The 21,853-nt window shown below is 68.2% G+C and carries 22 protein-coding genes; 12 read left to right on the top strand and 10 right to left on the bottom strand.

Annotation, left to right across the window (positions count from 1 at the left end; translation table 11 throughout):
- Positions 1-117 precede the first annotated feature (117 nt).
- From ACVJ6E_RS01385 to ACVJ6E_RS01375, 3 genes are all read left to right on the top strand, one after another.
- Positions 118-2,679, top strand: coding sequence for an FAD-dependent oxidoreductase (locus ACVJ6E_RS01385; protein WP_120270787.1), 2,562 nt, complete (start codon positions 118-120; stop codon positions 2,677-2,679).
- A gap of 268 nt (positions 2,680-2,947) precedes the next feature.
- The gene (gene bmt / locus ACVJ6E_RS01380) at positions 2,948-3,961 is read left to right on the top strand and encodes a betaine--homocysteine S-methyltransferase (RefSeq protein WP_120270788.1); all 1,014 of its coding nucleotides are present in this window, start codon (positions 2,948-2,950) and stop codon (positions 3,959-3,961) included.
- Positions 3,962-4,059: 98 nt separating this feature from the next.
- Positions 4,060-4,821 (top strand): hypothetical protein, encoded by a 762-nt coding sequence (locus ACVJ6E_RS01375; protein WP_120270789.1) that lies wholly within the window; start codon positions 4,060-4,062, stop codon positions 4,819-4,821.
- A gap of 10 nt (positions 4,822-4,831) precedes the next feature.
- Here ACVJ6E_RS01375 and ACVJ6E_RS01370 read toward each other — a convergent pair whose 3' ends face one another.
- The gene (locus ACVJ6E_RS01370; protein WP_491676387.1) at positions 4,832-5,395 is read right to left on the bottom strand and encodes an ATP-binding protein; all 564 of its coding nucleotides are present in this window, start codon (positions 5,393-5,395) and stop codon (positions 4,832-4,834) included.
- Between the two features lie 197 nt (positions 5,396-5,592).
- Here ACVJ6E_RS01370 and ACVJ6E_RS01365 point away from each other — a divergent pair, with 197 nt between their 5' ends.
- On the top strand, positions 5,593-6,504 hold the full coding sequence (locus tag ACVJ6E_RS01365) for a DUF1194 domain-containing protein (protein WP_120270791.1): 912 nt from the start codon (positions 5,593-5,595) through the stop codon (positions 6,502-6,504).
- 48 nt (positions 6,505-6,552) lie between these two features.
- On the opposite strand, the gene ACVJ6E_RS01360 is transcribed toward ACVJ6E_RS01365, so the two are convergent.
- The 7 genes from ACVJ6E_RS01360 to ACVJ6E_RS01330 form a co-directional block, all read right to left on the bottom strand.
- The gene (locus ACVJ6E_RS01360; RefSeq protein WP_120270792.1) at positions 6,553-8,592 is read right to left on the bottom strand and encodes an ASKHA domain-containing protein; all 2,040 of its coding nucleotides are present in this window, start codon (positions 8,590-8,592) and stop codon (positions 6,553-6,555) included.
- Between the two features lie 32 nt (positions 8,593-8,624).
- Complete coding sequence (locus ACVJ6E_RS01355) at positions 8,625-9,578, bottom strand: methyltetrahydrofolate cobalamin methyltransferase (protein ID WP_120270793.1); 954 nt, start codon at positions 9,576-9,578, stop codon at positions 8,625-8,627.
- Entirely contained in the window at positions 9,575-10,471 is an 897-nt protein-coding gene (locus ACVJ6E_RS01350) for a methylenetetrahydrofolate reductase (RefSeq protein WP_120270794.1), read from the bottom strand. The genes ACVJ6E_RS01355 and ACVJ6E_RS01350 overlap by 4 nt, the downstream gene beginning before the upstream one ends.
- Positions 10,468-10,812: a virulence factor gene (locus ACVJ6E_RS01345; protein ID WP_067340388.1), complete on the bottom strand. Its 345-nt coding sequence runs from the start codon at positions 10,810-10,812 to the stop codon at positions 10,468-10,470. The genes ACVJ6E_RS01350 and ACVJ6E_RS01345 overlap by 4 nt, the downstream gene beginning before the upstream one ends.
- A gap of 264 nt (positions 10,813-11,076) precedes the next feature.
- Positions 11,077-11,724, bottom strand: coding sequence for a type B chloramphenicol O-acetyltransferase (catB, locus tag ACVJ6E_RS01340; protein ID WP_120270795.1), 648 nt, complete (start codon positions 11,722-11,724; stop codon positions 11,077-11,079).
- A gap of 188 nt (positions 11,725-11,912) precedes the next feature.
- The gene (locus ACVJ6E_RS01335; RefSeq protein WP_120270796.1) at positions 11,913-12,581 is read right to left on the bottom strand and encodes a DUF1638 domain-containing protein; all 669 of its coding nucleotides are present in this window, start codon (positions 12,579-12,581) and stop codon (positions 11,913-11,915) included.
- Positions 12,582-12,584: 3 nt separating this feature from the next.
- Positions 12,585-13,292, bottom strand: a complete 708-nt coding sequence (locus ACVJ6E_RS01330) for a cobalamin B12-binding domain-containing protein (protein WP_120270797.1) — start codon at positions 13,290-13,292, stop codon at positions 12,585-12,587.
- A gap of 176 nt (positions 13,293-13,468) precedes the next feature.
- On the opposite strand from ACVJ6E_RS01330, the gene ACVJ6E_RS01325 reads away from it, so the two are divergent.
- The gene (locus ACVJ6E_RS01325; protein ID WP_120270798.1) at positions 13,469-14,536 is read left to right on the top strand and encodes a methylglyoxal synthase; all 1,068 of its coding nucleotides are present in this window, start codon (positions 13,469-13,471) and stop codon (positions 14,534-14,536) included.
- A gap of 14 nt (positions 14,537-14,550) precedes the next feature.
- On the opposite strand, the gene ACVJ6E_RS01320 is transcribed toward ACVJ6E_RS01325, so the two are convergent.
- The gene (locus ACVJ6E_RS01320; RefSeq protein WP_120270799.1) at positions 14,551-15,297 is read right to left on the bottom strand and encodes an NAD(P)H-dependent oxidoreductase; all 747 of its coding nucleotides are present in this window, start codon (positions 15,295-15,297) and stop codon (positions 14,551-14,553) included.
- A 90-nt stretch (positions 15,298-15,387) separates the two neighbouring features.
- Between ACVJ6E_RS01320 and ACVJ6E_RS01315 the strand changes: the two genes are divergently transcribed.
- The 7 genes from ACVJ6E_RS01315 to ACVJ6E_RS01285 all read left to right on the top strand — a co-directional run bounded on the left by ACVJ6E_RS01315 (position 15,388) and on the right by ACVJ6E_RS01285 (position 20,807).
- On the top strand, positions 15,388-16,245 hold the full coding sequence (locus ACVJ6E_RS01315; RefSeq protein WP_199681559.1) for a LysR family transcriptional regulator: 858 nt from the start codon (positions 15,388-15,390) through the stop codon (positions 16,243-16,245).
- 327 nt (positions 16,246-16,572) lie between these two features.
- Positions 16,573-17,220 carry a DsbA family oxidoreductase gene (locus ACVJ6E_RS01310; RefSeq protein ID WP_120270801.1) on the top strand — a complete coding sequence of 216 codons (648 nt, stop codon included), beginning with the start codon at positions 16,573-16,575 and terminating at the stop codon, positions 17,218-17,220.
- 61 nt (positions 17,221-17,281) lie between these two features.
- Complete coding sequence (locus ACVJ6E_RS01305; protein ID WP_097174015.1) at positions 17,282-17,602, top strand: DMT family transporter; 321 nt, start codon at positions 17,282-17,284, stop codon at positions 17,600-17,602.
- Positions 17,603-17,654: 52 nt separating this feature from the next.
- The gene (locus tag ACVJ6E_RS01300) at positions 17,655-18,029 is read left to right on the top strand and encodes a DMT family transporter (protein ID WP_120270802.1); all 375 of its coding nucleotides are present in this window, start codon (positions 17,655-17,657) and stop codon (positions 18,027-18,029) included.
- Positions 18,026-18,502 (top strand): nucleoside deaminase, encoded by a 477-nt coding sequence (locus ACVJ6E_RS01295; protein WP_208996895.1) that lies wholly within the window; start codon positions 18,026-18,028, stop codon positions 18,500-18,502. Before ACVJ6E_RS01300 ends, ACVJ6E_RS01295 begins: the two co-directional genes overlap by 4 nt.
- Positions 18,503-18,619: 117 nt before the next feature.
- On the top strand, positions 18,620-19,039 hold the full coding sequence (locus ACVJ6E_RS01290; protein WP_120270803.1) for a MarR family transcriptional regulator: 420 nt from the start codon (positions 18,620-18,622) through the stop codon (positions 19,037-19,039).
- Between the two features lie 253 nt (positions 19,040-19,292).
- A complete protein-coding gene (locus ACVJ6E_RS01285) occupies positions 19,293-20,807 on the top strand; it encodes an ABC-F family ATP-binding cassette domain-containing protein (protein WP_120270804.1) in 1,515 nt (504 codons plus the stop codon).
- 57 nt (positions 20,808-20,864) lie between these two features.
- Here ACVJ6E_RS01285 and ACVJ6E_RS01280 read toward each other — a convergent pair whose 3' ends face one another.
- Positions 20,865-21,779 carry a LysR family transcriptional regulator gene (locus ACVJ6E_RS01280; RefSeq protein ID WP_120270805.1) on the bottom strand — a complete coding sequence of 305 codons (915 nt, stop codon included), beginning with the start codon at positions 21,777-21,779 and terminating at the stop codon, positions 20,865-20,867.
- Positions 21,780-21,853 lie beyond the last annotated feature (74 nt).

The following is a 21,853-nucleotide window of genomic DNA, read 5'->3' as shown; positions in this document are numbered from 1 at the left end:
GGGATGGTGGCATGACGCAATCAGGCCATCGGGGGCCGCAAATCGTGGCGATACTGCCCGCAAATGGCGCGCCGGCGGGCCGCCGGCTTGCGGATTCGATTGCGAAAAGGGTGGACAATGTCGGCGTTCCCGGACAAGGCACAAATCGTCATCGTCGGCCTCGGCGGCATCGTCGGTGCGTCGGTGGCGCATCATCTGCTGGAGCGCGGCTGGAGCGATGTCGTGGGCATCGACAAGTCCGGCATCCCGACCGATATCGGCTCGACGGCCCATGCCTCCGACTTCTGCTACACGACCAGCCACGACTACCTGTCGGTCTGGACGACGCAGTATTCCATCGATTTCTTCGAGAAGATGGGCCACTACGCGCGCATTGGCGGGCTGGAAGTGGCGCGCACCGGCGACGACACCTGGATGGAGGAAATCCGGCGCAAGGCGAGCTCCGCCAAGGCCTTCGGCACCCGCGCCCATCTGGTGACGCCGGCCGAGATCAAGCAGAAGTTCCCCCTGATCGAGGAGGACATGGTCCAGGGCGGGCTGTTCGACCCGGATGCGGGCCTTGTCGTGCCGCGCTCGCAGACGGTCGCCGGCAAGCTGGTCGACGAGGGCGAGAAGACCGGCCGGCTGAAGGCCTTCGCCAACACGCCGGCGCAATCGCTGATCGTTGAGGACGGGCGGATCGCCGGCGTCGTCACCCATCGCGGCACGATCCGCGCCGACCACGTCATCGTCTGCGCGGGCCTGTGGGGGCGTCTGATCGCCGAGATGGTCGGCGAGGACCTTCCCGTCATGCCGGTCGATCATCCGCTGACCTTCTTCGGGCCCTATACCGAGTTCGAGGGCACCGGCAAGGAGATCGGCTACCCGCTGCTGCGCGACCAGGGCAACTCCGCCTATATGCGCGACACGGGCGACCCGAAGACCACCGAAGGCGGCCAGATCGAGTGGGGCTATTACGAGACCGACGAGCCGCGCCTGTGCCACCCGCGCGAGCTGCTGGAAAAGCACGAGGCGCGCCTGTCGCCCTCGCAGCGCGACCTGGAGATGGAGCAGGTGATCGGCCCGCTGGAACGGGCGATGGAGCTGACGCCGATCCTCGGCGAGCTCGGCTACAACGAGAGCCACTCGTTCAACGGGCTGCTGCAGGTCTCCGCCGCCGGCGGGCCGTCCTGCGGCGAGAGCCAGAAGGTGCGCGGCCTGTGGTACTGCGTCGCGATCTGGGTGAAGGACGGGCCGGGCTACGGCAAGCTGCTCGCCGACTGGATCACCGACGGGCGCACCGGCATCGACCATGCCTCCATCGACTATTCCCGCTTCTATGCGCACCAGCTGACCGAGGATTTCATCGAGGGGCGCTGCCGCGAGGCGGCGCAGAAGATCTACTTCCCCGCGATCCATCCGCGCGAGCCCTACGCGACCGGACGAAACGTCAAACGCTCGCCGTTCTACGAGCGCGAAGTGGAGCTCGGCGGCCACTTCATGGAGCTCGGCGGCTGGGAGCGCGCCCATGGCTACGCGGCCAACGAGCACTTGCTTGAAAAATACGGCGACCGCGTGCCCGAGCGGAAAAACGAGTGGGACAACAGGCACTTCTGGCGCGTGTCGAATGCCGAGCACCTCGCCATGAGCGAGGACTGCGCGCTCATCAACCTCTCGCATTTCTACATGTTCGAGGTCGAGGGCCCGGACCATGTGGAGCTGCTGGAATGGCTGTGCGCGGCGAAGATCGGTGGCGACGGCAATATCGGCAAGGGCATCTACACCCACTTCCTCGACGACGAGGGCATGGTGCGGGCGGACCTCACCGTGATCCGCCTGGCCGACCGTTGCCGCATCATCGACGGCGCCGATGCCGGCCCGCGCGACCTCCACTATGTCCGAAGGACGGCGCAGGACCGCGGGCTCGACGTGACGGTGACCGATGTCAGCGAGCGCTACACCACCATCGGCATCTGGGGCCCGAATGCGCGCGAGAAGCTGAAGCAGGCAGTCGCTGATCCGGCAGGCCTCGAGCCGGAAAACTTCCCCTTCGCGGCGATCCGCGAGATCGATATCGCCGGGCGCAAGGTGACAGCGCTGCGGCTCTCCTATGTCGGCGAGCAGGGCTGGGAGCTGCACATGCCTTACGAGGACGGGCTGGCCGTCTGGGACGCGCTGCGGGCGCTCGGCGTCATGGCGGCGGGCGTGGAGACCTACGCCAATTCGCGGCGGATGGAGAAGTCGCTGCGCCTGCAGAACGCCGACCTGCTGACCCAGTACAACCTCTACGAGGCGGATCTTGCCCGTCCCAAGGTCAAGGAGGCCGACTTCCGCGGCAAGGCGAAGCACCTGGAATACCGGGCGCGGGAGCATCAGCCGGCGATGCTGTGCACGCTGGTGATGACCGACAATGTGGATGCGAGCGGCACGCCGCGCTATCCGGTCGGCTCGCTGCCGGTGATCGACCCGGCGACCGGCAAGACCCTAGTCGATGCGCTGGGCCGGCTCTCCTACACGACCTCGATCGCCTTTGGCCCGACAGTGGGCAAGAACATCGCGCTCGCCTACCTGCCGCACGACTATGCCAGGCTAGGTCAGAAGCTCAGCGTGGAGTATTTTTCGCAAGAGTTTCCGGTCGAGGTCGCAGGCGTCGGTTACGCGCCGCTCTACGACCCGCAGAACCTCAAGCCGCGGAGTTGAGGCGCGCGGGTCCGCGCTCCGGCCTCTCGGGCGTCATCCCGGCCGCAGAGCCGGGATCGGGGAGTCGGGAGCGTATGGGGTGCGCTCCGGGAGGTCCCCACGACCATGGTGCCTCTCCGGTCCCGGGTCGCGGCTCCGCCTTGCCCGGGATGACGAAAACAGTCGCCGGGGCGCGCCGCAGAGGTACGTTGATGCGAGGCCGAAAACAGACGCAGCGCGGTACACTTTGCGCAACAGCAACACGCCATGACGGCAACAGGGCAGAACCATGAGCAAGCTTGACGAACTCCTCGCGAAAAAGGGCACGCTGCTTGCCGACGGCGCGACGGGCACCAACCTCTTCGACATGGGGCTGACCTCCGGCGATCCGCCGGAGGAGTGGAACGTCACCCAGCCGGAGAAGATCCGCACCCTGCACCGCAAGTTCGTGGAAGCCGGCGCCGATATCATCCTGACCAACACGTTCGGCGCCAACCGCCACCGGCTGAAGCTGCACAAGCTGGAAGGGCGTGTGCACGAGCTGAACAAGGCGGCGGCGGAGCTGGCCCGCGAGGTGGCGACGGAGGCCGGGCGCGAGGTGATCGTCGGCGGTTCCATCGGCCCGACGGGCGAGCTCTTCGCCCCGCTCGGCGCGCTCACCTATGAGGAGGCGGTCGAGGCCTTCGCCGAGCAGGCGGAAGGGCTGAAGGCGGGCGGCGCCGATGTCGCCTGGATCGAGACCATGTCGGCGCCGGAGGAAATGCGCGCGGCCGCGGAAGCCGCCGCCAAGGTCGGCATGCCCTTCGTGGTGACGGCAAGCTTCGATACGGCGGGGCGCACGATGATGGGCCTGCCGCCGAGCGGCCTGGGCGATCTTGCCGGCCAGTTTTCCTGCGCGCCCGTCGCCTATGGCTCGAATTGCGGCGTCGGCGCCTCCGACCTTCTCGCCGCCGTGCTGGAGATCACCCGCGATCATCCGGACGCCATCGTCATCGCCAAGGCGAATTGCGGCATCCCGGTCATTCGCGGCGACGAGGTGGTCTATACCGGCACGCCCGAGCTGATGGCCGACTATGCGCGGCTGGCGGTCGATGCCGGCGCCCGCATCATCGGCGGCTGCTGCGGCACGTCCTACGCCCATCTGGCGGCGATGCGCCAGGCGCTCGACGGGTATGAGAAGGGCACGCGCCCGAGTGTCGAGGAGGTCGTCGCCCGCATCGGCCCGCTGGTCTCCCCGCCGGCCTCTGCTCCCGCGGAGGGCGGTGACGGCGAGGGCGGCAGGCGGCGGCGCAGAAGGGGGTAAGCGGCAGGCGGGCAGGCTGCTCGGGACTGGACTTGTGCCGGATGGCCGGTCTCCGCCAATATGGCCGGCGAGGGGAGATCTGGCCGGGGAGGGGCACGGTGACACCAGCACATCGCTTTGCGGCGGCCATTCTCGGCGGTGCGGCGCTGGCCGCCGTTGCAGGTTCCGCGCTTGCCCAGGACACCTTGCCGCCGCAGTTCCTGGGGCTATGGCAAATCGTCAAGCCGGGCGAGAGGCCCTCCTGTTCGCCCGCCGACGCCGATATCAGGATGCGGGTGTTCCGCGACCGGACCGAGTTCCATGAAGGCAAGTGCGATTTCGTCTCGGTAAGAGCGAATGCCGACAGGACGAAAGCCGAGATCGAGCTGTCCTGCCGGGGAGAAGGCGAGGAATGGCGGGACCGTCAGGCCTGGACCTGGCGAAAGACGGAGAGCGGTGCGGTCCTGTCGCTCGATTGGCTGGACCGGGATCTTTCGAGGGTTCATTACGCCCCGTGCCGGGGCGATGCGTCGGCCGCCGCCGCGCCGGCCGTACCCGCCGGGGCCTGTTACGACGACGGCAACTCGTCGCTGACGATCAGGATGGTTTCGCCTTCGCAGGCGGAGATCGTGGTGAGCTCGGTGCAGAGCCGGGGCGCGCATATGTGCAATCTCAGCGGCATGGCGGAAGTGATGTCCGGCGGGTGGCGCTACACCGAAAGGATCGACGGTGTCGGGGAGTGCCAGCTGGATATCCTGATCGGTGAGGACCGCAGCGTCCGCATGGTCGACCGCGACTGGACCTGCAAGGCCTATCACTGCGGCGCCCGCGCCGCCTTCGACCATATCGAGTTCGCACCTTCCTCCGAACGCGGGTGTTGAGGCTCAGTTCTCACCCCTCAAGCTGCCCCACAACGCTCTCCACCAGCTCCTCGACACTCCGGCTGCCGTCGAGGCGCAGGACGGGGGCGGTTTGGGCGCTAAGCCAGTCCTCGTGGCGGGCGCGGTTGCGGCCCGAAAAGCCGGGCGTGTCGTAGCCGGCGGCCCATGCGGCAAAAGCGGTGTGGATCTCGTGCATGTCGCCGCCCGGATCGATGCGGGTGCCGTAGCGCTGGCGCTCGCGCGCCATCAGCCGCTCCAGCCGCAGGGGCGTCGGCGTCGCCACGAAGACGATGAGGTCGACCTCCTCGATCAGGGCATCGCCCCAGCCGTCGAACGAGCCGGTCAGCACCCAGCCGCGGCCCTTTGCCTGCTCGACTTCCGCCATGTCGGCGGCGATCAGGCGCACGCGGTCCTGCGGCGGGCGTTTCTGCGTGAAGGGCGGATCGGTCGGCAGCCAGTAATAGTCGTCGACATCGAACTGGGAGACGCCGAGACGGGCGGCGAGTGCCGCACCGAGCGTGGTGACGCCGGCGCAGGAGGCGCCGGTGATGTAGATGCGAGCTGAACGGGTCATGCGGCGATCCTAGGACTGTGCTGCACGGGGTGCCAGTGCAACCTGCAAGGGCAGCCGCATCGGCAGTGGACGACTGGGGACGGCACCGCAAAAGCCCGGCAAGCCTTGCTGCGGCAGGCGAGAATGCCGGTCTGCCTGTTCCCGCGATCACGCGACTGTGCGCTGGCGTTGCCGCGATCTTCCGTTAGGCTTTTGCAATGAGGTGGAGAGCAGGCGCCGTTGTCCGATCGATACCTGCCGCGGCGCTGCTGCTGGCCGCGGGGCTGGCGCTCGCCGCTGCCCAGCCGGCACGGGCACAGCCGGCGACGGCGACCGGCGAGCCTGTCGATGTCGCGCTGGTGCTGGCCATCGACGTGTCCCGATCCATGTCCCGCGAGGAACTGGCCATCCAGCGCAGGGGCTATGCCGAAGCGATCGCCAGCCGCGAGGTGCTGCGGGCGATCTCGCAAGGCCCGCACGGGCGCATCGGCATCGCGATCTTCGAATGGGCCGGGGACTTTCACGGACGCGAGGTCGTGTCCTGGACGATCATCGAGAGCGAGGCGGACGCGCAGGGCGTTGCCGCGCGGCTGCTGGAACAGGAGAGCATCGCCGAGCGGCGCACCTCGATTTCCGGCGCGCTGATGCGCGGCATGGCGATGCTGCAGGCGGTGCCCTACAGCGCCGAGCGGCTGGTGATCGATGTGTCCGGCGACGGGCCGAACAACCAGGGCCCGCCGGTGACCGAGTTGCGCGATGCGGCGGTGAGCCGGGGCATCACCATCAACGGCCTGCCGATGATGACGACCGACGGGTTCGCCCACATCTTCGGCATCCCCGATCTCGACGAATACTATCGGCGCTGCGTGATCGGCGGGCCGGGCGCCTTCGTGGTGCCGGTCAACGGCTGGGATCAGTTCCCCGAGGCGGTGCGCCGCAAGCTGGTGCTGGAGATCGGCGGACTGGCGCCGCCCGATGATCCCTGGCTCGATCTCTGGCAGCACCCGCTGCAGGACGCCCGCCCGCCGGTGGTGCCGGCGCAGTTTGCCGCGCCCGCGCCCTATGACTGCCTGATCGGCGAGAAGATCTGGCAGAACCGCCGGAACCTGTTCGACGACGGCTACCGCTAGTTCGGCGAACTGGAACGCCGCCGCTGCCGGCGGCGCTCGATGCGTGGTTTAGCCGCGCCGCCGGCGCCGCCTGCGCCCGCCATCACCGTCTTCCTCCGAGCCTTCGCCGGCCGCGCGCGGCTCGGGCAAGGTCACCGCCTCGCGCAGCTTGACGAAGGGATCCACCTTGTTGGGGATCGCCATCGCGTTGACGAAATGCTCCTGGAAGCGCGGCTCCAGCGCGGTCTCGATCTTCTCGATCTCGCGCACGACGCGCTCGACCGTGCGCCGCTCGCCGCGATTGACCAGCGCCATGCGCGCGCCCGTGCCGGCGGCATTGCCGACGCTGGAGACATGGGCAAGGTCGCAATCGGGGATCAGCCCGAGGATCATCGCGTATTTGGTGTCGATATAGCTGCCGAAGGCGCCGGCAAGGCGAATGCGCTCTATTGGAGGATTGCCGAGCTTGTCGGAGAGCAGCTGGATGCCGGCATAGAGCGCGGCCTTGGCCAGCTGGATGGCGCGGATGTCGGTCTGGGTGATGGTGAGCTCGATGCCCTCGCTCGCCACCACATAGGCGAAGGTCCGCCCCTTTTGCACCACGCGCGACGACCGCTCGGCGAGCGCGCCGTCGATCAGCCCGTCCACGGTGATGACGCCGGCAAGATAGAGCTCGGCAACCGCCTCGATGATGCCGGAGCCGCAAATGCCGGTGACGCCGACCTGGTCCTTCTTTTCCGCGAACTCCGGATCGTCCGACCATTCGTCGAGGCCGATCACCTTGAAGCGCGGCTCGAGCGTGACCGGATCGATGCGGATGCGCTCGATGGCGCCGGGCGCCGCGCGCTGGCCGCAGGAAATCTCCGCGCCCTCGAAGGCCGGACCCGTGGGGGAACTGGCCGCAAGCAGCCGGTCGCGGTTGCCGAGCACGATCTCGGCATTGGTGCCGATGTCGACGACGAGGGTCAGGGCTTCGGCCTCGAACGGGCGGGTGGAGAGCGCGGCGGCGGCGGCATCCGCGCCGACATGGCCTGCGATGCAGGGCAGGATATAGGCGCGCGCGCCGGGATTGAGCTCCAGCCCGAGCTCGGAGGCGGGGACATGCACGGCGCCCGACACGGCAAGGGCGAAGGGCGCGCCGCCCAGCTCCGTCGGATCGATGCCGAGGAAGAGGTGATGCATGATCGGGTTGCCGACGAAGACGGCGTCCATGACGTCCTCGCGGGTCGCGCCGACATCATTGACCAGCTTGGCGACCAGCGCATCGACGGCGGCGCGCACCGCCGAGACGAGATCGGGCAGGCGCGCCGGGTTCATCTGCACATAGGAGACGCGCGACATCAGGTCTTCGCCGAAGCGGATCTGCGGGTTCGAGGTGCCGGCCGAGGTGACCGTGCGCCCGTTGGCGAGATCGCAGAGATGCGCGGCAATGGTGGTGGAGCCGATATCGACGGCAAGGCCGTAGACGGTCGTCTTCTCGCCCGGCCACAGGGCGGTAACGCGCGGCGGAAAGCCGTCGTCCTGCCAGATGGCGGCGGTAACGCGCCAGTGGCCGGCGCGCAGCACCTTCTGAACCTTCGGCAAGAGCGGCGGGTCGAGGCTGAGGCCGGAAAGTCCGGACGCTTCGGCAACGGCGGCGAGCAGCCGGTCGCCGTCGCCCAGCGGCTGCTCCATGTCCGGCTCGCTGACCTCGACGGTCACAAGGCGGATGGCGCTGTCGGGGGCGACGGTGACATTCTCGGCGCGCTTGCGCACCACCTGACGGTTGGTCTGCGCCTCCATCGGCACGTCGACCACCATGTCGCCGAGGATCGCGGCCTGGCAGGATAGGCGCCGGCCTTCCGGCAGGCTGCGCAGGGAGACGTAACGCGCTTCCGCGTCGGTCACCGGGCCGAGATGGTCCGCCGTGCTGACGATCTGTTCCTTGGCGAAGGCGCCTTCGGAGACGGAGACCTGGCAGCGGCCGCATATGCCGCGCCCGCCGCACACGGATTCCACATAGACGCCGAGCGCGCGCGCGGCATCCAGCAGCGGCGTGCCGAGCGGGAACGTGCCCCGCCGGCCGCTCGGCTGGAAAACAACCTTCGCCGTTTCGGGCGTCTCGCTCATGGCCTCGCCCGTCCTCGCTGTCGCTCGTTGGTTCAAGCGCTGGCCCGCCGTCGTCCCTCGCGTCCGCCGCGCCGTCCCGAGCTGCCCGAGGCGGCGGGGGCGGCGGCCGGGCCACCTTCCGCGCCCGGCTTGTAGTCGCGATAGGTCATGATCCAGTCGGAACAGTTGGGGTCGTTGCCGGTCAGGACGTTGGCGGCGCGCACCGCCTCCATCTCCTGCGGGCGGCAGGGGTTCATGATGGCGCTGGTCATGCCGGCGCCGATCACCATCGGGATGAAGCCGGCATTGATGCCGTGCCGGTGGGGCAGGCCGAACGAGATGTTGGAGAGGCCGCAGGTCGTGTTGACCTTCAGCTCCTCGCGCAACCGGCGGAGCAGGCGGAAGACCTGCTGGCCGGCGCTGCCCATGGCGCCGATCGGCATGACCAGCGGATCGACGACGATGTCATGGGCGGGAATGCCGTAGTCGGCGGCGCGCTCGACGATCTTCTTCGCCACCGCGAAGCGCACGTCCGGGTCTTCGGAAATGCCGGTCTCGTCGTTGGAAATGGCGACGACGGGGACGTTGTATTTCTTGACGAGCGGCAGGATCGCCTCGAGCTTTTCCTCCTCGCCGGTGACAGAGTTCACCAGGGGGCGGCCCTTGGCGACCTTGAGCCCCGCCTCGATGGCGGCGGTCACCGAACTGTCGATGGACAGCGGCACGTCGACGAGGCTCTGGACGATCTCCAGCGTCCTGACCAGCAGCGGCGGCTCGGTCTCATTGGGATTGACGGCGGTGACGCCGGCATTGACGTCGAGCATGGTGGCGCCGGCGGCGACCTGCGCGAGCGCATCCTTCTCGACGGTGGAGAAGTCGCCGGCAATCATCTCGGCGGCGAGCTTCTTGCGGCCCGTCGGGTTGATCCGCTCGCCGATCACGCAGAACGGCTGGTCGAAGCCGATGACGATCTCGCGGGTGGCCGAGGCAACGATGGTACGGGTCATTGAGCTACCTCTGCGGGGTAAGTCGCGGTGCCAGCGGCGGGAAACGTCCAGCTCCCGCGGGCGCCCAGCCAGTCGGCCGTCTTGGTCAGGCCGCCGAAGGGAAAGACATGGATCTGCTGCAGCCGGGTCTCGGGCTGGGTCTGGATGCGCAACTCCAGCGGGCCGACCATGGTCTCCGGATCGTAGCCCGACAGCATGGAGACGACGGCGCCGCCCCGCTTCTTCAGGAAGGAGAGCGAGTTCTCCACCCCGGCAAAGGCGGCGTATTTCAGCAGCGTGGTCATCTTGGCCGGGCCGGCGACGCCGATATGCACGGGGAAGCGGTTGCCCCAGGCGGCGATCTCGTCGAGCCAGAGGCTGACCTTCTGCGGATCGAAGCCGAACTGGGTGACGATGTGGAATTCGGCGTCGCTCTTAGCCGCGAGCTCGTGCTTGCGCAGCAGGAAGGCACGGATGGTCTCGCGCGAGATCTCCGGCGCGCCCTCCGGATGGCCGGCGACCGCGATGCGGGTAATGCCGAGCCGGTCGAACAACCCGGTTTCGATCATCGCGACGGAGGAGGTGAGGGGACCGGGCGTCGGCGCCTCGCCGGCAATGGCCAGCACCTCCCGCACGCCGGCTTCGGCGACGAGGCGGGTCAGCCGGTACTCGAAGGCGACGAGCGAGGGATAGCGGCGCGCGGCCATGTGCGGCACCGGGACGAGACCGGCATCGGTGACCGTGCGGGCGGCGCGGACGATGTCGTCCTCCCCGACATTGCCGAGATCGGTGAGGTAAAGGCGCGTGCCGGCGGGGACAAGACGGAGCAGCTCCGGCTTCTCCACCACCTGGCGGGGCGACATTTCCGTGGAGGCGGCAAGGCGCCCGAAATCGTTGAGGCGGTGGTCGGTCATGTCGCCGGTCCCGTGCTGGCGTGGTCGGGAGAGGGGGAGGCGGCTGCATCAAAGCCTTCGGCTGCGACGAGCGCCGCAAGCCGCTCCGGCGGATAGGCCTCGACAAGCGCGGCAAGCGCCGCCTCCGCTTCGGCCTCGAGATCGTCGCCGACCGCGACGGGATCGCCCCGCCGCCACTCGGCCAGATAGGCATCGCTGTCCTTGGCGCCGACGCGCATGGCGCAGCGGTCGACAGCCTGGATGAAACGTTCGGGCAGCTCTCGGCGGGCGCTGGCGCGGCCGGCCCGGACCAGCACCTGGGCCGGGATGTCACGCCAGTAGACGATGGTTTTTTGCGCCACGGAAAAGCCCTGCAAACCGGGTCGGGAACGCCTCTCGTTCCCGCGCTTTCAAGCATCATGATGCCTTCGGCCGGCCATCTCATCGGTGCACAGACGACACCGGAAAGTCAGAAAGCGACAGCGGCGGGACGCGCGGAAACACGGGCTTTCGGCGGGCACGAGGAAAGCGGCAGACGGGCGCTCGAAAGCGACACGCCCGCCGGGGGCTTTCGCTCCCGGCGGGCGTGCCTGTCGGTGTGCAGGGCATGCGCGATGCGCGGAGACTCAGGCCTTGGCTGTGCCGTCCGGGTCCGCCTTCCACCGGGCATGCAGGGCGGCGATGTCGCCCGAGCACAGGGTGCGCATCTCGCGGCCGATCCGCTCGATCGGCCAGTCCCACCACGCCATCTCGAGCAGCATGGCGATCTCCTCGTCGGAGAAGCGCTTGCGGATCTCGCGCGCCGGGTTGCCGGCGACGATGGTGTAGGGGGCGACATCCTTGGTGACGACGGCTCGGCTGCCGATCATCGCGCCGTGGCCGATGCGGATGCCGGGCATGATCATCGCTTCCGCCCCGATCCACACGTCATTGCCGACGACCGTGTCGCCGGACGGACGGTAGCCGGTCTCCGCATCCGCGAAGGCTGGCTCCTCGGACATGAAGAAGAACGGGAAGGTGGAGATCCAGTCCATCCGATGGCCCTGGTTGCCCGCCATCATGAAGCAGGCGCCGGTGCCGATGGAGCAGAAGCTGCCGATGACCAGCCGGTCGACATCGTCGCGGTCGGGCATCAGGTAGCGGGCGCAGTCGTCGAAGGAATGGCCGTGGTAATAGCCGGAGTAGTAGCTGTAGCGGCCGACCGAAATGTTGGGGTTGGTCACCTGCTCGCTCAGCAGCTTGCCCTTGAAGGGGCTTTCGAAAAAATTGCTCACGGGAGGTCGTCCTCTGTCGCGAGGCTGGGCCCTTTCCGGCCCGTTGGATGAGATGAGGGGACCGGTCCTGCGGCTCATGCCACGCAGACCCGTCCGTGCCGCCGGGACAGCGCTTCTAGCACGCGCTGGCTAGCGCGCAATGACACGGATGCAACAGATGCGTGCAAAGCGGCGACGGGTGCGCGGGATCAGGTGCCAATCGTGGTGAGGCGGGTTTCCAGCAGGCCGTAGCCGGTGACCCGCTTGGCATAGGCAAGGCCGAGCCGCTCGGCTGCCGCGCGGGCGCGCGCCTCGATTTCCGGATCCGCCGCCTGTTCCAGATAGAGCAGGCGGGTGTAGTGGCCGAAATAGGCGTCGCGCAGCTCGGGATAGGTGTCGAGCCCGAGCGGGCGGATCACCAGCGTCTCGAAATGGCGGGCGAGGAAATCGGTGAGGTAGAAGGTGCCGGGCTCGGCCTCGGCTTCCGCGTCGAAGACATCGAGGCCGGCGAAGAAGGCGTAGCAATGGGCGCCCTCGATCCGCTCCACCCCTTCCTCGGCCAGAACCTTGTCGAGCAGGCCGCCGGTGCCGCAATCGCCATAGCCGACGAGAATGCGGGTGTGGTCGCGCTTCGCCTTGCGGATCTCGGCGCGCACGGCGGCGGGGATCTTCTCCGGGCGGTTGTGCAGCTGCGCCGGCAGGCATTGCAGCTCCACATGGGCAAGGCCGTTGGCATCAATGATGGCGAGGATTTCCCTCGCGAGCGCGCCGCAGGCGATGACCAGCACCTTTTCGCGGGCGATGCCGGGCGCATCAGGAAGGAGCGGGGCGGCTGCTGCCGTCCCGGTTCCGCCCGCGCCCGGAAGCACCGCCTGCATGGCTCAGCCCGCCCGCGCCGCCAGCTGGTTGTGCTTGCGCGCGATCAGGTCCTTGGCGAGTTCCACGGTGACGGCGGCATCGCGCCCGTAGGCATCGGCGCCGATGGCCTGGCTGAACTCCTCGTTCAGCGGCGCACCGCCGACCATGACGATGTAGTCGTCGCGGATGCCCTTCTCGACCATCGTGTCGATGACCACCTTCATGTAGGGCATGGTGGTGGTCAGGAGGGCCGACATGCCAAGAATGTCCGGCTTGTGCTCCTCGATGGCCGCCAGGTAGTTCTCGACCGGGTTGTTGATGCCGATGTCGATCACCTCGAAGCCGGCGCCCTCCATCATCATCGAGACGAGGTTCTTGCCGATGTCGTGGATGTCGCCCTTGACGGTGCCGATGACCATCTTGCCGACCTTCGGTGCGCCGGTCTCGGCCAGCAGCGGGCGCAGCAGCCCCATGCCCGCCTTCATGGCATTGGCCGACATCAGCACTTCCGGCACGAAGAGAATACCGTCGCGGAAATCGACGCCGACGATCCGCATGCCTTCGACCAGAGCCTCGGTGAGGATCGCGTAGGGCGTCCAGCCGCGCTCCAGCAGGATCTCCACGCCCTCGACGATTTCGTCCTTGAGGCCGTCATAGAGATCGTCATGCATCTGCTCGACGAGTTCCTCGTCGGACAGCGACCTGAGATCGAGATCGTCTTCCTGGGACATCGCGGGCGCTCCGTTTGCGCGTTCGGGGGACAGGGCTCGCTTACGGGCCTGCTCCCAGTACACTGGTTCGCGCCGCCTCCCGTCGATATCTTCAAAGCGACATGCGGAGTCGCGGGAGCGACAGCACCGGCGCCCGGCGGGCGCCGGCCGCAGACTTCAAGGGGACAGGTGCGTCGATGGCCTTCGATTTCATCTTCATGCTGACGGAGGACGACAGCACCGTCCCCGATGCCCGCCGCCGGCTGGACGAGGTGCTGGCGGGCGGCGCAAGGCATATCGGGTTCAAGGATGTGGGCCTGCCTTTCGAGGAGCTGCAGGGGCTCGCCCGCGACATTCGCGCCGCCGGCGGGCGGGTCTATCTGGAGGTGGTGAGCCTCGATGCGCAGAGCGAGCTGCGTTCGGCGCGCGCGGCCATCGGCCTCGAAGTCGACTGCCTGCTCGGCGGCACCCGGCCGGCCGAGGTGGCCCCGCTCCTGAAGGCGCATCCGATCCGCTACTACCCGTTTCCCGGCGAGATCGTCGGCCATCCGAGCGTGCTGGCCGGAACCATCGAGAGCATAACGGCAAGCGCCCGGGCGCTGGCCGAGCTGGAGAGCGTGCACGGGCTGGACTTGCTCGCCTACCGTTTCGCCGGCGACGTGCCGGCCTTGATGCGCAGCGTGTGCGCCGCCTGCGACAAGCCGGTGATCATGGCCGGCAGCATTGACCGGGCGGCGCGCATCGTCGAGGTGGCGGAGGCGGGCGCCGCCGGCTTCACCGTCGGCACGGCGGCGCTGAAGGGCCAGTTCGCGGCCCCCGAAGGCGACCTGGCCGCGCAGGTGCGGGCGATCCTGTCGCTGACGCTGGAGGCGCGCCGCCGCTCCACCGCGCCGCGCCGTATCGCGCTGGTCGCCCACAATGCCCGCAAGGCGCATCTGCGCGCCTGGGTGGGGCGGCATGCGGAGGTGCTGCGCCGGCAGAAGCTGGTGGCGACCGGCGGCACCGGCGCCATGCTGCTGGACGCCGTGCCCGGCCTTGCCATCCAGCGGCTGCAGCGCGGCTCGCATGGCGGCGACCAGCAGCTCGGTGCGCTGATCGCCACCGGCGAGCTGGACGCGGTGATCTTCTTCGCCGATCCGCACGGCCACCACACCAGCGATGTCGACCTGATGGCGCTGACCCGGCTGGCGATCCTGCACGACACGCCCATCGCCTGCTCTCCGGCGGCCGCGGACCTGGTGGTCGCCGCAAGCCTCGGCGGGTAGGGGGAGAAGCCTCGTCAGCCGCGCGCCGCGTGCTCAGTGCGCAGCGGCTGGCCGGCCGCGTCCCAGTCCTGCCAGCCGGGAAAGGGGAGCGCGGGGAGGGTTTCCGCGCTTGCGACATGTGCTCCCCAGGCCTCAAGAACCGAGCCTAGGCGCTGTTTCTGGGTGCTCTCGTCCTCGTAGGAATAGCCGTGCCCCTGCACCCCGCAGGCGGTGAAGGGCGGCAGGACCGTGAAGCCGAGATAGTGCAGCGAGTAGTGCAGCGGCCAGAGCATCGTGGCGAAGTTGCCGCCGCGTGCGCCCGGCCCGAAAGCGCTCTCCGGCGCGCCGGTTGTGACGCTGAGCAGGGCGCGGCGGCCACGGAAATAGCCGGCGTCGTAGCGCATGCGGCTGGTGTAGAGGCCACCGCTCAGGAACACCCGGTCGAACCAGCCCTTCAGCATTGCCGGCGGGCCGTGCCACCACAGCGGAAACTGGAGCACGAGCAGGTCGGCGCGCTCCAGCTCGGCAATCTCGGTGAGGACGTCCGCCGGGACGCTGCCGCTCTGCCAGGCGTGGCGCTGCTCGGCGAGCGGGACGAACGCGGCTGCATTATGCCTGTTGGTGTAATGCGCGCCCTTTTCGACCGGATCGAAGCCGGAGGCGTAGAGGTCCTGAAGGCTGACCGTGTGGCCGTCGCGGCTCAGCGCCTGTGTGGCCGCGCGGGACAGGGCGCCGTTGAAGGATCCCGGATCGGGATGGGCCTGGATGATGCGAACATGCATGTGGGCTTCCTCTGACAATGGACGGTCGCTTCAGCTTACCTTGCGAAAATGATAGGGTTACGGTCGATATCGCAGACAGAGTTTGCAGTTTTGCAAGATCGGCTCGACTGGAGCGACTATCGCCTGGTGCTGGAGATCGCCCGCGCCGGGTCGCTGACGCTGGCCGGCCGCCAGTCCGGGCGCAGCCATGCGACGCTGTTCCGCCGGCTCAACGCGATAGAGGAACGGCTGGGAACGCGGCTGTTCGACCGGCACCGCAACGGATATGCGCTGACCAAGGCCGGGGAGGCGGTCGTGGCCGCGGCAAAGGCCTTCGAGGAGCTGGCCGTCACGACCGAGCGCGAGCTTGCTGATCTCGACCGCCGGGCGGAGGGACTGGTCACCCTGACAACGACCGATGCGTTGTTTTCCGGGCTGATCGCGGGTGCGCTTACCCGGTTTCGCCAGGAGACCCCGGCCATCTCGCTGGAGGTCAGGCTGTCGAACGACCTGCACGATCTGGCAAGGCGCGAGGCGGATATCGCCGTGCGTCCGACCACCGCTCCGGAGCCGCACCTGTTCGGGCGCAATCTCGGCACGATCCGGCAGGCGGTGTATGCGCCCGCGCATATCGAGGACGATGCCGGGCTGCCGTGGATCGGCCCGGCCGCCTCCATGAACTACGCCCAGTACGAGCGCTGGCTGCGCCGGCAGGGCGCCAGGGAGGCAGCAATGGAGGTCGAGGGGACGCTCGGCATCCACGCGGCGGTGCGAGCCGGCGCGGGGCGGGCGGTGCTGCCCTGCTATCTCGGCGATGCCGACGAGGGCCTGCGCCGCTGCGGGCCGGTGGTCGAGGAGCTGGGAATCCCGCTCTGGATCCTGATCCATCCGGACCTGAAGGACGTGGCACGGGTGCGCAAGGTCCTGGAGTTCCTCGGCGAGGACGGGCAGCTCAGGCAAAGGCTCTGAGCCTGCCACGCTGTCGGGCGGCGCCGGCCGCCGGCGGTTCCTGCCGGCAGGCCTGATCACCTGCGGTGATCAAGACGATGAAAATTCCCTCACTTCAACGCATCCCCGATAGGTGCGATCCCGGTCACGTCTGACGCAAGGGGCGCTAAGCGCTGCCGCCCTGGCCGCCAGTCGCGCACCGCGCGCACCCACGTCCGGCGCTTCACGGGGCGCGGCCGGTTCACCGGAGGGCCGCTCAAAAAAATATGCTTGCGCATGCATATATATTGACAGTGAGGATGCTTCCAGTTTAATGCATGTACATGCAAGCAAATGGAGGGGTGTGAAGTGAACACCGTAACCGTCTATTCCGACTATGTTTGTCCGTTCTGCCTGCTGGCGGAACAGGTGCTGTCGAAGGCCATCAAGGGCAGGGACGTCCCTGCCTCCTGGCGCATCTCCTGGCGGGCCTTCGAGCTGCGGCCCGAGCCGGTGCCGACCTTGCGGCCGGAGGATCCCTATCTGCCGGCGATCTGGAAGGCCGCGGTCTATCCGCAGGCCGAAAGGCTCGGGGTGCCGATCCGGCTGCCGACGATCTCGCCGCAGCCGCGGACGGGCAAGGCCTTCGAGCTGCTGGCGCTGGCCCAGGACCGCGGGGCGGATCACGCCTATTCGATGGAGGTCCTGCGGGCCTTCTTCCAGGACAACCGCGACATCGGCGATCCCGACGTGCTGGTCGAGCTGGCCGGGCAGGCGGGGCTGGATCCCGCCGAGGCGCGCCGGGCGCTCGACAGCGGCGCCTATGCGGAGCGTCACCGCGAGGCGCTGCGCCATGCCCGCGAGGACATGGAGATCACCTCCGTCCCCACCATCGTCGTCGGCGACCGGGTGTTCCGGGGAACGCCGCCCATGGACGAGCTGGTTCAGGCACTGGACGAGCTCGAACGCGGTGCCGGCACCCCGGACCGCTCCAGCCAGGCGGAGCTGCCGCTCTGACCGGGTTTTGCCCTCCCCAACCCACCAAACACCATTCCTCACTCATCAAAGGATGCATGAAATGAGCTGGCTTTATCTTGGAATCGCCGTCGTCTTCGAGATCGCGGTCGCAATCAGCGCCGGCAACGCGAAGGGCTTCACCCGCCTGTGGTGGACCATCGCGACGCTGGTCAGCGGCGCCATCGCCACCTTCTTCCTGAGCCTTGCGCTGCTCACCTTCGACGTGGGCGTCGGATACGCCATCTGGACGTCGGTTTCCGGGGTCGGGATCGTCATCCTCGGAGCGATGTTCTTCGGCCAGACGCTGAACGCAAAGAAGGCGCTGGGCATGATCCTCGTCATCGGCGGCGTCGTCGGCCTGCGCCTCAGCGGCGCGGCATAAGGCGCGGCACGTCCTCCCGAACAGTTTCTCCCGATCAAAGGAACCGAACACCATGGATACGAACAAGAACACCCAGAGCGTCGGCGCGGCATGGGGCATGCTCCTGCTGGCCAGCATCTTCGAGATCGGCTACGCGCTCAGCGTCGGCGGCAGCCAGGCCTTCACCGTACTGAGCTGGTCGGTGGCGGCCGTCGTCTTCTTCCTGCTGACGCTGTATTTCCTCAGCGCCGCCCTGCGGACCATCGACGTCGGCATCGGCTATGCGGTCTGGGCCGGCATCGGCTCGGTCGGCGCGGCGGGCTTCGGCAGCGCACTGCTCGACCAGCCGCTGACGCTGATCCAGACCTTCTGGCTGGCGGTGATCATCGTCGGCGTCGTCTGGTTGAAGCTCGCCGACAGCGCCAAGCTGCAGGGCGAGGCGGCATGACCCCCGCACGCCTCACCGAGCTCATGGAGGAGGCGGTCGCCTTCTCCGTGCAGCATGTCCACGACGGCGGCATTCCCTTCACGGCCCTTGTCGTCGACCGGGACGGCGTGGTTCTCGGACGCGGTGTCAACCGCGTCCGGGAGCATCACGACCCGACCGCCCATGCCGAGGTGGAGGCGATCCGCGACGCCTGCCGCCGGCATGGCACGACTCACCTGCACGGGACGACGCTGCTGGCCTCCGGAGAGCCTTGCGCGCTGTGCTACATGAGCGCCCACTATTCCGGCATCGCGCAGGTGCTCTTTGCCGCCGACCGCGAGGAGGCGGCAGCCCACGGCTTCGACTATCGCGGGACCTATCGGCTGTTCGCCCAGGACCCGCTGACCTGGCGCGTGCCGGCGGCGAGCAAGCTCACTGTCGGCGACAGCCTGTTGCCCTTCGCAAGCTTCGGCAACCGGCCGCACAAGAGCTAGGTTGAGGCAGGGGGCCGAGGCCTGGGCGGGGGGCATGGATGGGAACGAAGCTTGAAAGCGTTGTTGCATGAGCATACATGCTTCAGATCCGTCACCCTTCGTCCGGGAGAATTGCGCATGTCCGCAAGAGGCGATCTCTGGCTCCGGCTGGTCCAGTCGGTTGCGACTGTCGAGGCCGAGCTGGGCAGGATCCTGCAAGACCAGTACGGCATCGGCCTGTCGGACTATCGCGCGCTGGAGGCGCTCGAAAGGGCGCCGAAAAGCGAGCTGCGCATGCAGGAGCTGGCGGCCCATCTGCAGCTCAACCAGAGCTCGGTTTCGCGGATGGTCGAGCGGCTGGAACGCAGCGGCCTCACCATTCGGGACCTGTGCCCGGACGACAAGCGCGGCGTCTACACGGTGCTGACCGACAAGGGCCGCGCGCATCTGACGGCGGCCCGGCCCGATTACGAAAAGGCGCTGGAGGCGGCCATCGCCAAACATGGCGGGGGCGATGTTCTCGCTACGGCCTTCGCCAGTGCGGAGCAGCTGGCCTAGGCCGTTTGCCGCAGGTCTGGCCGCAGGCACGCCGGACCGGGTTGCCGTGCGGCCCGTTAGGTGCTGTTATTCCGCTCAGGAATCACGCCAGAGAGGGGAAGTCGATGCCTTACGATCACTTCCATCACAACAAACGCGGACCTGTCTCCGCCCCGCGCTTCTTCCCGCGGGGCTGACAAAGGACCGCATCGCCGTCTCATCGTCAGCCTTTTCGGCACCCTAGCGTGTGCCTGCCTGATCCGATGAGACTGCCATGTCCCTTATCTCTGCCAAAGACCTTTCCCTGACCCGCAGCGAGACCCTTTTTGCCGGGCTCGATCTCTCCATTTCCAAGGGCGACCGCCTCGGCCTTGTCGCCGCGAACGGGCGCGGCAAGTCCTCGCTCCTGCGCATTCTGGCTGGCGAGGAGGACGCGACCTCGGGAACCGTTGTCCGTGCCCGCGGACTGGTCGCCGCCCTGGCGCCGCAGGATCCGCCGGAGCACCTGCTGCCGCTGAGCTTCTACGACGCGGTGCGCGATGCGCTTGCCGCGGAGGTCGCGGAAACCGAGAGCTGGCGGGTCGATATCCTGCTCGATGATCTCAGCGTTCCGGAGGAGCTGCGCGGGCGCGCCGTCGGCGAGCTGTCCGGCGGCTGGCAGCGCACCATGCTGCTCGCCAGGGCCGCGGTGATCGAGCCCGACCTGCTGCTGCTGGACGAGCCGACGAACCATCTCGACATCGGGCGGATCGGTACGCTGGAGCGGTTTCTTGCCAGCCTGCCGCGCGATTGCGCAGTGATCGCGGCGAGCCATGATCGCGCCTTCCTGGACGATACGAGCACCCGCACGCTGTTTCTGCGACCGGCCGAGAGCGAGGATTTCTCCTTGCCCTATTCCCGCGCCCTGGAGGCCCTGGAGGAGCGCGATGCGGCGCGCGACAGGCAGTTCAGGAACGACATGCGCAAGGTCAAGGCGCTGCGCCAGCAGGCGGCCAAGCTCAAGAACATCGGCATCAACTCCGGCTCCGACCTGCTGGTCGTCAAGACGAAGCAGCTGTCCGAGCGGGCCGACAAGCTGGAGGAAAGCGCGCGCCCGGCGCATCACGAGGGGACGTCGGGGGCGATCCGGCTGACCAACAGCGGAACCCATGCCAAGGCGCTGGTGGCGATCGGCGATACCGCGATCACGGCGCCGGACGGCCGGCTGCTGTTCCGCACGGGAAAGCTGTGGATCGGCAATGGCGACCGGATCGCGCTGCTCGGCGCCAACGGCACCGGCAAGACGCGCATGGTCGACAGGGTGCGGTCGGCCCTGGCGGGCGAGGACCCGGACATCCGGGGAGCGGCGAGCCTGAAGCTCGGCTACAGCGATCAGGCACTGTCCCAGCTCACTGCGTTTGCAACGCCCTGGGATGCGGTCAAGCGGAGCGACAAGCTGACCGACCACCAGGCGCGGGCGCAGCTTGCCGGGGCCGGGATCGACATCGACGCGCAGAACGCGCCCCTTGCCCGGCTTTCGGGCGGCCAGCGGGCGCGGCTCGCCATGCTGCTCCTGCGCTTGTCGCGGCCGAATTTCTATCTGCTGGACGAGCCGACCAATCATCTCGACATCGACGGACAGACCATGCTGGAGGGCGAACTGATCGAGCACGGCGCCGCCTGCCTTCTGGTCAGCCACGACCGGACCTTCGTCAGCTCGGTGGCGACGCGGGTCTGGGTGATTTCGGGCAGACGGCTGATTGAGGTCGACGACCCGGCGCCGGTGTTCGAGCGACTGATCGCAGAGTGACGGCAGGCGGGCCGCAAGGCCGGGGCAGGCGGCCCCGGCCTGTGCCCGGTGCCGGCCTCAGGCGCTGCCGGTGTCCAGTTCGATGAGAAGATCGGCAAGGCGGCGGGCCGCCGGGCCCATCGCCTCGTCCAGCCGGTGGGCGACATAGGCCTCCGACGCGGTTTCGCCGCCGCGCCCCAGCGCGCCGATGTTGAGCCGCGCCAGCCGGCCCTGCTCGATGTCCCGCTCCACCAGCCAGAACGGCAGGCGCCCCCATCCCGCGCCGCCGAGGATCAGGCTGTGCTTGGCGTCCTGGGTGTTGACCCGGCAGGTCTGCGGCGAGAGCACGCCGAAGTCGCGCCCTTCCGAAATGGCGGAAGGGTCCGACAGCACGATCTGGAGATGGTCGGCAAGATCCAGCACCTCCAGGGGGCGGCCGGGCTCTCCGTCCGCGAGCGGATGCGTCGCGGCGACGACGGCAACCTGGGTGATGGACGAGAGCGCGTCGAAGCGGATGCGGGGATCGCGGAAATCCTCGCCGACCATGACGGACAGGGCGCAGCGTTTCTGCCTCAGCGCGTCGAGCGGGCCGCCGAGAGGCTCGACCCGCACCCGCACGGACACGGACGGGAAGTCCTGGCGCATCCGCGAGATCGCCCGGCCGACCTGCTGCAGCGGATAAAGCGTGTCGACCGCGACCGCGAGCTCGGTTTCCACCCCGTCCGCATAGCCGCGCGCCTTCGCCCGCAAGGCATCGACGCGCACGATGATGTCCCGCGCATTGCCGAGCAGCGCCCGGCCCTGGGCCGTCAGGACGGGTCGGTGCCCCGAACGGTCGAACAGCTCGACGCCGAGCTGGGCCTCGAGGTTGGCGATGGCAACGCTCACCCCCGACTGCACGCGCGAGAGCTTTCTGGCGGCGGCACGGAAGCTGCCGCTTTCGGCGATCGTCACGAAGGTGCGCATCTGGTCGAGGGTCAGGGCATCGAGCATGATCAATCCAGATGATCGGGTTGATAGATTTTATATCACTTAAACCGTTCGAGATTTGGGGGCAACTTCGACCT

This window comes from Stappia sp. G46H5W, assembly GCF_058448995.1.
The sequence above is the reverse complement of the archived record's forward strand: the minus strand, read 5'-3'. Positions and strand labels throughout refer to the sequence as shown.

What these genes read in the sequence shown, in the direction of transcription:
- ACVJ6E_RS01335 (WP_120270796.1), bottom strand. Translation starts at nt 12,581, where the DNA reads ATGCAGGCGGTGCTTCCGGGCGCGGGCGGAACCGGGACGGCAGCAGCC.
- ACVJ6E_RS01370 (WP_491676387.1), bottom strand. Translation starts at nt 5,395, where the DNA reads ATGACCCGTTCAGCTCGCATCTACATCACCGGCGCCTCCTGCGCCGGC.
- ACVJ6E_RS01280 (WP_120270805.1), bottom strand. Translation starts at nt 21,779, where the DNA reads ATGCTCGATGCCCTGACCCTCGACCAGATGCGCACCTTCGTGACGATC.
- ACVJ6E_RS01385 (WP_120270787.1), top strand. Translation starts at nt 118, where the DNA reads ATGTCGGCGTTCCCGGACAAGGCACAAATCGTCATCGTCGGCCTCGGC.
- ACVJ6E_RS01290 (WP_120270803.1), top strand. Translation starts at nt 18,620, where the DNA reads ATGTCCGCAAGAGGCGATCTCTGGCTCCGGCTGGTCCAGTCGGTTGCG.
- ACVJ6E_RS01325 (WP_120270798.1), top strand. Translation starts at nt 13,469, where the DNA reads ATGGCCTTCGATTTCATCTTCATGCTGACGGAGGACGACAGCACCGTC.
- ACVJ6E_RS01365 (WP_120270791.1), top strand. Translation starts at nt 5,593, where the DNA reads ATGAGGTGGAGAGCAGGCGCCGTTGTCCGATCGATACCTGCCGCGGCG.
- ACVJ6E_RS01360 (WP_120270792.1), bottom strand. Translation starts at nt 8,592, where the DNA reads ATGAGCGAGACGCCCGAAACGGCGAAGGTTGTTTTCCAGCCGAGCGGC.
- ACVJ6E_RS01295 (WP_208996895.1), top strand. Translation starts at nt 18,026, where the DNA reads ATGACCCCCGCACGCCTCACCGAGCTCATGGAGGAGGCGGTCGCCTTC.
- ACVJ6E_RS01350 (WP_120270794.1), bottom strand. Translation starts at nt 10,471, where the DNA reads ATGACCGACCACCGCCTCAACGATTTCGGGCGCCTTGCCGCCTCCACG.
- ACVJ6E_RS01355 (WP_120270793.1), bottom strand. Translation starts at nt 9,578, where the DNA reads ATGACCCGTACCATCGTTGCCTCGGCCACCCGCGAGATCGTCATCGGC.
- bmt (WP_120270788.1), top strand. Translation starts at nt 2,948, where the DNA reads ATGAGCAAGCTTGACGAACTCCTCGCGAAAAAGGGCACGCTGCTTGCC.
- ACVJ6E_RS01285 (WP_120270804.1), top strand. Translation starts at nt 19,293, where the DNA reads ATGTCCCTTATCTCTGCCAAAGACCTTTCCCTGACCCGCAGCGAGACC.
- ACVJ6E_RS01320 (WP_120270799.1), bottom strand. Translation starts at nt 15,297, where the DNA reads ATGCATGTTCGCATCATCCAGGCCCATCCCGATCCGGGATCCTTCAAC.
- ACVJ6E_RS01305 (WP_097174015.1), top strand. Translation starts at nt 17,282, where the DNA reads ATGAGCTGGCTTTATCTTGGAATCGCCGTCGTCTTCGAGATCGCGGTC.
- ACVJ6E_RS01330 (WP_120270797.1), bottom strand. Translation starts at nt 13,292, where the DNA reads ATGTCCCAGGAAGACGATCTCGATCTCAGGTCGCTGTCCGACGAGGAA.
- ACVJ6E_RS01300 (WP_120270802.1), top strand. Translation starts at nt 17,655, where the DNA reads ATGGATACGAACAAGAACACCCAGAGCGTCGGCGCGGCATGGGGCATG.